The organism is Bacillus sp. JJ1521 (genome assembly GCF_036965165.1).
Classification (GTDB): Bacteria; Bacillota; Bacilli; order Bacillales; family Bacillaceae_L; genus Ferdinandcohnia.
The window spans coordinates 1-9,656 of record NZ_JBALOX010000123.1; the positions used below are offsets into that span (position 1 = coordinate 1).

General features: G+C 37.4%; 6 protein-coding genes and 1 pseudogene. 4 read left to right on the forward strand and 3 right to left on the reverse strand.

The features are described from left to right. Nucleotides 1-111 precede the first annotated feature (111 nt). Nucleotides 112-1,845, forward strand: coding sequence for an ABC transporter ATP-binding protein (locus tag V7147_RS16620; RefSeq protein WP_335368949.1), 1,734 nt, complete (start codon nucleotides 112-114; stop codon nucleotides 1,843-1,845). Nucleotides 1,846-1,983: 138 nt separating this feature from the next. On the opposite strand, the gene V7147_RS16625 is transcribed toward V7147_RS16620, so the two are convergent. The 3 genes and pseudogenes from V7147_RS16625 to V7147_RS16635 all read right to left on the reverse strand — a co-directional run bounded on the left by V7147_RS16625 (nucleotide 1,984) and on the right by V7147_RS16635 (nucleotide 4,442). Then, the gene (locus V7147_RS16625) at nucleotides 1,984-2,355 is read right to left on the reverse strand and encodes a hypothetical protein (RefSeq protein ID WP_335368950.1); all 372 of its coding nucleotides are present in this window, start codon (nucleotides 2,353-2,355) and stop codon (nucleotides 1,984-1,986) included. Between the two features lie 230 nt (nucleotides 2,356-2,585). Further along, nucleotides 2,586-3,323 carry an AAC(3) family N-acetyltransferase gene (locus tag V7147_RS16630; RefSeq protein WP_335368951.1) on the reverse strand — a complete coding sequence of 246 codons (738 nt, stop codon included), beginning with the start codon at nucleotides 3,321-3,323 and terminating at the stop codon, nucleotides 2,586-2,588. A 200-nt stretch (nucleotides 3,324-3,523) separates the two neighbouring features. Then, nucleotides 3,524-4,442: pseudogene (locus V7147_RS16635) on the reverse strand (aldo/keto reductase). A 243-nt stretch (nucleotides 4,443-4,685) separates the two neighbouring features. On the opposite strand from V7147_RS16635, the gene V7147_RS16640 reads away from it, so the two are divergent. The 3 genes from V7147_RS16640 to V7147_RS16650 all read left to right on the forward strand — a co-directional run. Continuing rightward, a complete protein-coding gene (locus V7147_RS16640) occupies nucleotides 4,686-6,926 on the forward strand; it encodes an excinuclease ABC subunit UvrA (protein WP_335368952.1) in 2,241 nt (746 codons plus the stop codon). Between the two features lie 244 nt (nucleotides 6,927-7,170). Further along, nucleotides 7,171-8,790 carry a response regulator gene (locus V7147_RS16645; RefSeq protein ID WP_335368953.1) on the forward strand — a complete coding sequence of 540 codons (1,620 nt, stop codon included), beginning with the start codon at nucleotides 7,171-7,173 and terminating at the stop codon, nucleotides 8,788-8,790. Between the two features lies 1 nt (nucleotide 8,791). Continuing rightward, a partial coding sequence (locus tag V7147_RS16650; RefSeq protein ID WP_335368954.1) for a hypothetical protein occupies nucleotides 8,792-9,656 on the forward strand: 865 nt, incomplete at its 3' end.

Genomic DNA, 9,656 nt, shown 5'->3' on the forward strand with positions numbered 1-9,656 from the left:
CTTTTGTTGCAATGGACTGGATATTGAACCTGTCTCTGTTCCAAATGTGTAACTTTTTGGGGTTTGATTCGTAGGTTATAGGGTAGGATTTTTATGAAGGAGTTAATACATATGAAAAATGAAGATAGTGGGTTGAAGCCTTTTTTTAGACTGATTTTGTCGACGAATATCCCAAAGACCGCTTTAGCCATTGGGTTAATCGGGAGTATTATTACAACGTTTGTGGGTCTTTCAATTCCGTTGTTAACACGGGAGCTTGTGGATGGGTTTTCTGGGGTTTCCATTAATGCCACTCTCATTGCGATTATCGCGGCAGTGTTTATTTTACAGGCAGTCATTGACGGTGTATCAACTTATATGCTTGCAGCGGTTGGCCAAAGGATTGTTGCCAGGTTGCGCGAAAAAATGTGGGAGAAGCTTATTCGTTTGCCGGTCAACTACTTTGATAAGCAACAAAGCGGGGAGTCCGTGAGCCGAGTAGTCAATGATACAGGGATTGTAAAGGATTTAATTTCACAGCATTTCCCACAATTTATCACAGGAGTTATTTCGATCATCGGGGCTATTATTATCCTTCTTATTATGGACTGGAAAATGACACTTCTTATGTTGATTTCTGTTCCACTTACAATGGTCATTATGATGCCACTTGGTAAAAGGATGGCGAAAATATCACGCGGGTTGCAGGATGAAACAGCGACGTTTTCGGGGAAAATTCAACAAACCATCAGTGAAATTCGTTTAATGAAGTCATCAACCGCTGAAGGATTTGAAGAAGAAAAAGGGATAATTGGTGTACGAAATTTACTTACATATGGATTAAAAGAAGCGAGGATTTTTGCACTAATCGGGCCAATCATGTACACCATCGTCATGATTGTTATTGTCATCATCATCGGGTATGGGGGAATTCGTGTTGCAAATGGCACGATGACAACAGGTTCTCTCGTTGCCTTCTTGCTGTACCTATTCCAAATCATTTTTCCAATTACATCATTTGCGATGTTTTTCACCCAACTTCAAAAGGCGAAAGGAGCCACGGAGCGAATTATCGATATTATCGAGCTTCCATTAGAAGAAGGTCAAGATGGAATAGAAACCGATATTTCAAACTTACCAATTAAAGTAGAAAATGTTTCATTCGCTTATAGTGAAGAAGAACCGGTCATCCAAGACGTCTCATTTGAAGCGAAGCCTGGTCAAATGATTGCATTTGCAGGACCAAGTGGTGGCGGTAAAACGACAATGTTTGGCTTGATGGAGCGTTACTATGAGCCTACAATGGGTCAGATATGTATCGGGGACACACCAATCCATGAGCTATCGTTGGAATCATGGCGAAGTCAAATCGGTTATGTTTCACAAGAAAGTGCAATGATGGCTGGTACCATACGGGAAAATTTATGCTATGGATTAAAAAAAGCAGAACAAATTTCAGATGAACGTCTATGGGAAGTTGCAAAAATGGCCTATGCCGATGAATTTATTCGTGAATTCTCACATGGGTTAGACACTGAAGTAGGCGAGCGCGGTGTAAAATTATCAGGGGGACAAAGACAGCGAATTGCGATTGCAAGGGCGTTCCTACGCGATCCAAAAATTCTCATGATGGACGAATCAACGGCAAGCCTTGATAGCCAATCCGAAAGCATTGTCCAAGAAGCACTATCACGACTAATGGAAGGGCGCACCACCTTCGTCATTGCACACAGACTGTCAACAATTGTGGATGCTGATCAAATTATATTCATTGAAAAAGGTATGGTGACAGGGAAGGGGACTCATAATGAATTGATTGAGGAACATGAACTGTATCGTAGTTTTGCCGAGCAGCAACTAACATGACATAAAACATCTTTAATTAAAGGTATCTATAAAAAGGTTTTAAGGTGGGTATGAGTAGGAAGAAATAAGATATTATACCATACCCACCTATGCTTTTTGTTGAGCGAAATGAACCTTTACTACATTTCAAAACAAAAGTTATTTTTTACTAAGTGACTGGACTATATTTTGACCATCTGCATTTTCATAGTAATTTACTACAAGGGAATCACTTTCCTTGAATCCATTGGTATCTACTTCAGAAACTCTAAATGCCATTGCTCCTGATTCTGTTGCAACTTCAATTGATTGGTTATCAATCCAACCTGTGATTGTACCTTCAATTGTAAGTAATGTGGCTTTTTCTTTTACATCCACTGGCAAAGTTACTACAGCGTCTTTTTCCACTTCTACAACGATTTTTTGTTCAACATCTTTATTCGCTCTGTCTGCAGCACTGTATGTTGTAACTCCAAAAATTCCACCCACAATGGTCAACCCAAGTACACCCACAGCAATTATATTTTTCATTTGTTAACACTCCTTGTAAATGATGAATTGTTTTATCAATGACTTAGACGGAGATGTTACCAAATAGTTACAACTTCTTTACAAAACATTTCAAGGCGTATGTTTATCAAATTTTGACTAAGAAATGTTTCAAAATTACAAACATGTCCAGAAAAATAAAAGACATTTGGAAACAAGAAAACCTCCAAATGCCTTTTTTCAACGCTCTAACTATACTACTGTACCTACGATCAAGAAAACAATTCAGGGTCCTCTTTTAAAATATGTGTTAGCAAATCTGTCATTTTTACAGTATCACAGACTCTTACGGTTGCATCGCCAAATTGCCCTTTGTACATCACCTGATTATTTAGAAAAACATCGTCAACTCGTTCGTATTTTTCGGAGGTATGACCAATATGTCTTCTTTGGGGTATGGAAATTTCAGTTTTATCCGGTAATACGGTAAACAGTTGTTCATGTGTGTCGGTCAATCGACCAGGTATATCGAGCCATTCCTCAACCCCATGAATATACGTACATCTTCGTAAGTCGACTCCTATTAATAAAATAGTCGCTTTTTGATCTAGTAATTTGCCCCAACTCGATTCTCTTGCACATGGTGTATCGAATTTTTCGTTTCCTTCAACAAATTCACGAGCTCCTTTTCCTAATGCAGCTACAGAATGGGTAGGGTGCCATGAACGAACAACACCGGGACGTTTACGGAAAAGTTCAGTTAATAGTCCAACACAGGATGGTGAATCCTCTACATAAAACTGAGGATTATCGGCTTTAATATAGGACCATGTATGGGTAGGGAAAACTAAAAGACCATCTTTCATATATTCAGACAATGCATCAAGCACGGTATCCGCGCCACCCTCTACTTGACCAATACTTTTCATTGACGAATGAACAAGCAAGGTTCCATTTTCATCGATACCTAATTGTTTAAGATGATATAGTAAGTCTTGTTTTGTGTACATTTCATTCTACCTTTCTATCTTTATAGTAATAGGATACCACAATAATTTTACTAGTCGAATGAAAGGGCATGCATCACAAACATGAGACTGTGAACCAGACTGACGGCTAAAAAATAGAAAAAGCAAGTCAGCCAAAACAGCCAACTTGCTTTATAGATTGCACCTGCCAAGGAACTTCTTTTTACCACAAAAGGTGAATGCTATTTAAAAATCCGGTCAATCACTTCAATTTCATCAGGTGTTAAAACCACATCTAATGTTTTTAGATTGTCTAAAACTTGTTCGGCTCGTTTTGCACCAGGGATAACAGCATCAATCTCGTCTCTAGTTAAATACCATGCTAATACGAGATGAGCGACTTCTACTTGTTTGCCGTTTGCAATTTCTCGTAGTTGTTCTACTTTTTCCAAGTTCTGTTGGAATGCTTCACCTTGGAAATGAGGCTTCTTTGTGCGCGAGTCATTGAATATGGCGTCTTTATTGTATTTTCCAGCTAACAAACCGGATGCAAGAGGAAAGTAAGGAACGAACGAAATTTTTTGTACGGCTACATAGGGCAGTAATGCCTCTTCTGCGGAACGATCAATCAAGTTATAACCGCCTTGATAGACATCGACATATCCATCTTTATTGGCTTCTTTTATTTGATCTATTGAAAAATTGGATATACCGATTGCACGAATTGTTCCTTCCTCTTTTAAGCGCTGTAAAGCACCAACTGCTTCATCTTTAGGTGTTTTTTCGTCAGGAAAGTGGATGTAAAATAAATCGATATAATCGGTTTGAAGTCGTTTTAAGCTGTCTTCAATGGCTTGGCGCAAGAATGCAGNNAATTTCATTACCATTTTCTCGATGCGCAGCTTTTGTAGCGATGATGACTTTGCTGCGATTCCCAGTTTCTTTCATTACCTCTCCAATTAATTCTTCAGAACGTCCTTTCCCATACCAATAGGCAGTATCGATGAAGTTAATACCATTGTCAATACCTACACGAACTAATTCTTTTCCTGCTTCTTCATCAAGATTTGGGTATAGATTATGTCCTCCAACCGCATTTGTACCAAGACCAATTGGATTTATGTATAAATCTGTTCTACCTAGTTGAACTTTGTGGCTCATATTCATTACCTCCTGCAATCTATTAAATTAGGTCCACATAACCTTTTCTTTATTTTATCATTTCCATATTAAAATGCTGAAGGATTTGACTTAAAAATAAAACAATTCAATCAATATGGTTTCAAAGGCAGGGACGGTGGCAACGTTCATCTGACCCCAACCTGTTTCCTCCTGTATTTTTATATGATAAGATGGACAAGCCGCTACATAGTACGTAAAAAATGATAAAGGAGATGATGATGAATGAAACAGGAATTTATTGAAGTTATTAATGGACGAGAGAACAATTTGAAAAATGTTCATGTACAGATTCCAAAGGGGAAAATCACTATTTTTACAGGTGTCTCCGGTTCGGGGAAATCATCCATTGTGTTTGATACGATTGCGCAGGAAGCAGGTCGCCAGTTAAATGAGACCTTTAGTAGTTTTGCCCGTCAGTTTCTGCCGAAATACAGCCGACCTGAAGCCGATGAAATTAATAATCTTTCCACTGCAATAATCGTGGATCAAAAACGACTTGGTGGAAACGCAAGATCTACGCTTGGGACGGTTACTGACATTCATCCTCTGTTTAGACTGCTTTTTTCCCGCTTTGCCGAACCTAGTATTGGGTGGAGTAATGCTTATTCTTTCAACGACCCAATTGGGATGTGCCCACACTGTGAAGGAATTGGGAGAACAATTACGTTAAACCTCGACGCTGCACTCGACAAGGAAAAATCCTTAAATGAAGGAGCCATTTTACTTCCAGGGTTTGGACCAGGCACATGGCAATGGAAAGCATATGCCGAATCAGGTTTCTTCGACAATGATAAAAAAATAAAAGATTATACAAAAGATGAATATGATAAGCTTGTATATGCTGAAGAGGAAAAAGTCGTAGTAAGTTACATGAATGGGGAGATCAATACCACTTATGTGGGCTTGGCTGTAAAATTTATGCGACAAAATGTTAATCGAGACAAAGATACATCTAAGGCTGCCGAGAAGAAACTCAAAGAATTTGCCACAACTGGCGTATGCCATAGCTGCCAAGGGACACGCTACAACGAAAAAGTTCTTTCTTCTAAATTCAAGGGATATTCCATTTATGATCTCACTGCAATGCAGCTTGATGAGCTAAGTAAAGTGCTGCTACAATTCGATGACCCTAGTGCAAAACCAATTGTGGACGGAATTTTAGAACGTGTGAAGAATCTTTGTGATATTGGATTGAGTTATTTGACCTTAACCCGTGAAACACCGACTTTATCTGGTGGTGAATCCCAACGTGTGAAAATGGTGAAATACTTGTCCAGTAACTTAACTGGATTAATGTACATATTTGATGAACCAAGTACGGGACTTCATCCACGTGATGTATACCGATTAAATGAATTACTCATTAAATTGCGTGATAAGGGAAATACGGTTTTAGTCGTGGAGCATGACCCAGACGTCATCCAGATTGCAGACCATGTCATCGATGTGGGGCCGAATGCGGGTGCTAATGGTGGAAACATTATGTTGAGTGGAAATTATCGAGACTTGTTATCTTCGGATACGCTTACTGCTCAATTTTTAAACAAGAAAATGGAGATAAAAGCAAATCCTAGACCAGTGAATGAGTTTCTAGAAAGCCGAAAAAGTAGCTTACATAATTTGAAAAATGTTGGCATTCGTGTGCCGGTAGGGGTGTTTACGGTAGTTACAGGTGTAGCGGGTTCTGGTAAGAGTACACTTGTAAACGAGGTTTTTGCAAAAGATTTTCCAGAGTCTATTCGGATTGACCAAAGCCAGGTACACGGTAACATACGGTCCAATCCGGCAACCTTCTCTGGAATTATGAATTCGATCCGGAAAGCTTTTTCTGATGCGAACAATGTGGACAGTGGATTATTCAGCTATAACTCAAAAGGAGCCTGTGAAACATGTGGTGGAACAGGAACAGTGGAGCTCAATCTATCGTTTATGGATAAAATGGAGATGGAATGCAGCGAATGTCACGGGGACCGTTACAAACAGGAAGTACTTCAGTACCTTTATAAAGAGAAGAATATTGTTGAAATCATGGAGATGTCTGTGGCGGATGCAGTACAATTTTTTGAAGCAAAAGACATCCAAAGACAGCTAAAAACAATGGAAACAGTTGGACTGGGGTATCTATCATTAGGTCAACCACTAAACACCTTATCTGGTGGAGAAAGCCAAAGACTTAAGCTTGCAAAAGAACTAAATAAAAAGGGTAATATTTATATTTTAGACGAACCGACAACTGGATTGCATCTTTCAGATGTCACCAATATTCTACTGATTATCGAAAAATTAGTAGAAAAGGGCAATACAGTCATTGTCATCGAACATAACCTGGATGTCATCCGAAATAGTGATTGGATCATTGATTTAGGTCCAGAAGGTGGTACCGGGGGCGGAGAAATTTTATATGAGGGACCGCCATTAGGACTTAAAAGTAGTGAGCGTTCGATCACTGCGAAATATATATAAAAGAATGGGTGCCTGCTCTACAAGTTTGAATACTTTGGCAAATATTAATCATGTTTTCAAAGGTTGACTATAAAACACTTGATTGCCAATTTGGCATCAGGTGTTTTTAGTTTGTATGGAAAATAAGCATATAACTATATGGAACAAATTATAATTGTATAAATTCTTTTAAAAAAATAAAGCTATACATTTTTTAAACAAATAGTAATATATATATGAATTCAGTAAAAATTAGGAGAAACGAATGAATAAATATTTACAAAGCTTGGTTAAAAGTGTAAGGAAGCAACTTGAAAAATGGATGAATGAACAAGAGAGTATTCAACAAAAGGAATTATATCGTTTTCTACATTCTATCTCGGGAACCGCTGCAACAATTGGGTTAAATGAGGCAACTGAAGTGGCACAATCGTTAATGCAAGGGATGGAAGAAGGCGTCGAAAAAGATTGGACTAAGGAAGAACTTCAAACGTTTTTACTACCTTTAATTTCAGTCTTCTACTATGAAGAAAATTCACTTTCGGATAAGACCATCGAACGTAAAAGTGAGTTAGGGGATAAAAAGCTTATCTTATTAATTGACGATGATACAACTCTATTAATGTATGTGAAGGATGAGTTAGAGAAACATGGCTGGGTTGTCTTTGCGGTCGCTGATGCAGAACGTGCGATTCATTCTTATTATGATTTGAACCCCGATTGTGTCATTATTGACATTCATATGAAGGATAAAAATGGGCTGGAGGTTCTGTCACAACTTAAGAACAAAATGAAACAGCAATTTACACCAACGATTATGATTAGCGTGGATCAATCAAAGGACATGCGTATAAAAAGCTATCAATTAGGTGCGGATGATTTTATTCAAAAACCATTAGAAATGGATGAATTTATTGTTAGAATTAACCGCCAGCTTGAGAGAAAGCAGTCCATTGATGAATTAATCTTGCTTGATGAGCTTACAAAAGTATACAATCGAAAATTTTTACATCGTGCTTATGACCGTATGGTGAATAACCTAAAAAGACGAGAGGACTCATTTAGCATCGCAATATTAGACCTTGATCATTTCAAACAAGTAAATGATACCTATGGTCATGTTGTAGGAGATAAAGTATTAAGAGTCTTTGCAGATACACTAAGAAATGGATTACGATTAAATGATATTATTATTCGTTATGGGGGAGAAGAGTTTATCATCCTTTTTCCTGAAATAAATGCAAACGAAGCAAGGGTTATACTAGAAAGAGTTTTAGGCGATTTTTCAAAAATCGCTTTTGAAGATATGGATGGTACCGATTCATTTTATTGTACTTTTTCCGCAGGAGTGAATGAAATTACGTTAGATGAGTTAGACCTTAAGCAGAATATCGAAATTGTCGATAGTGCCCTTTATGAAGCAAAAAACAAGGGCAGAAATCAAATAAATGTCGTGCCATTAAATAATATTCGTTACTATAAAAAAACTATTCATGTCGGGATCATTGATGACGATCCGATTATTCGAACAATGCTTCAAGACCTCATTAGTAAAAGTAAATTTACAGATGGGTTTACCTTAGATTTGAAAACATTTAAAGATGGTATGGAATTTTTCGAATCTAACTGGCATGTAAATGAGAATGAGCCATATTTGATCATTTTGGATGGCGTTATGCCAAAAATGGATGGAATTGAGGTCTTGCAAAAATTAAGGGAACAAGACAATCAAGAGCGGATTACAGTTATGATGCTAACAGGACGAAAAAGTGAACATGATATCTCAAGAGCCTTACAGTTAGGGGCAGATGATTATATTACAAAACCTTTTAAGCTCTTAGAATTGGAAAGCCGATTAAGTCATTTAATTAAAAGGATGAACTAAATTGAATGAAATTAGTTTAGTCGCACTATTTATTCTGATTACCTTGATGTTGTTTATATTAATGAGCCTTTTTCTCTATTTAATCATAAAAAAATATGTAAATAATCAAACAAAACAAAGAATCAATGTTTTAAAGGAAGAAATGAGATTAAAGATGTTTCATTATTTACAAACAGGTGACATCGATCTATTGGAATCAAATCTTGGTCAGGATAAGGTAATCGCGTTGTTTGAGTTATTAAGAGAATATTCAAAGGTATTGGATAGTCCCGATGTAAACGATAGAATCAGTGTCTTTGCTAAAAAATATTTTACAAAACATATAAAAAAAGAGCTTCGAAAAAGGCGCTGGAGCCTTAGAATGAATGCCCTTTATTCAATCGAGGATTTCTTTATGTATCACCTCCAGGAACCTTTACACGAGTTATACGAAAAGAAGAGCATTTCTGCACCTGAAAAGGAACAAATTTTAAAGATTTTCGCCAAAAATAATGATGAGAAGATAGTTGAGTATATTAAACGTGTTCCCAAAAGCATATCGGATTTTTCACTGTTAACGATTATATCGAATTTACACGAAGAGAAGTTTGATGAATTAATCATGAATTTTGATGAACTGCCTGAGAGAATCAAATATGTGATTGTGGAGATAATTGGAAAAAATCAATTGTTAAAACACCATACCCTTTTACAAAGGCTTATTCAACAGGATGAACCGGAATTGAGAATTCGCTCATTAAAAGCGTACTCAATATCAGGTGCTCCAGTCGACGTGAATTCGATCGCAACGTTTTTTGACTCTGACAGATGGCAGATCCGGTTGATGGCAACAAAGGTTGCTGGGGTACAGAGGATGAATGAATACA

Coding starts and splice junctions, on each gene's coding strand:
- V7147_RS16620 (WP_335368949.1), top strand. CDS start 112: ATGAAAAATGAAGATAGTGGGTTGAAGCCTTTTTTTAGACTGATTTTG.
- V7147_RS16625 (WP_335368950.1), bottom strand. CDS start 2,355: ATGAAAAATATAATTGCTGTGGGTGTACTTGGGTTGACCATTGTGGGT.
- V7147_RS16630 (WP_335368951.1), bottom strand. CDS start 3,323: ATGTACACAAAACAAGACTTACTATATCATCTTAAACAATTAGGTATC.
- V7147_RS16640 (WP_335368952.1), top strand. CDS start 4,686: ATGAAACAGGAATTTATTGAAGTTATTAATGGACGAGAGAACAATTTG.
- V7147_RS16645 (WP_335368953.1), top strand. CDS start 7,171: ATGAATAAATATTTACAAAGCTTGGTTAAAAGTGTAAGGAAGCAACTT.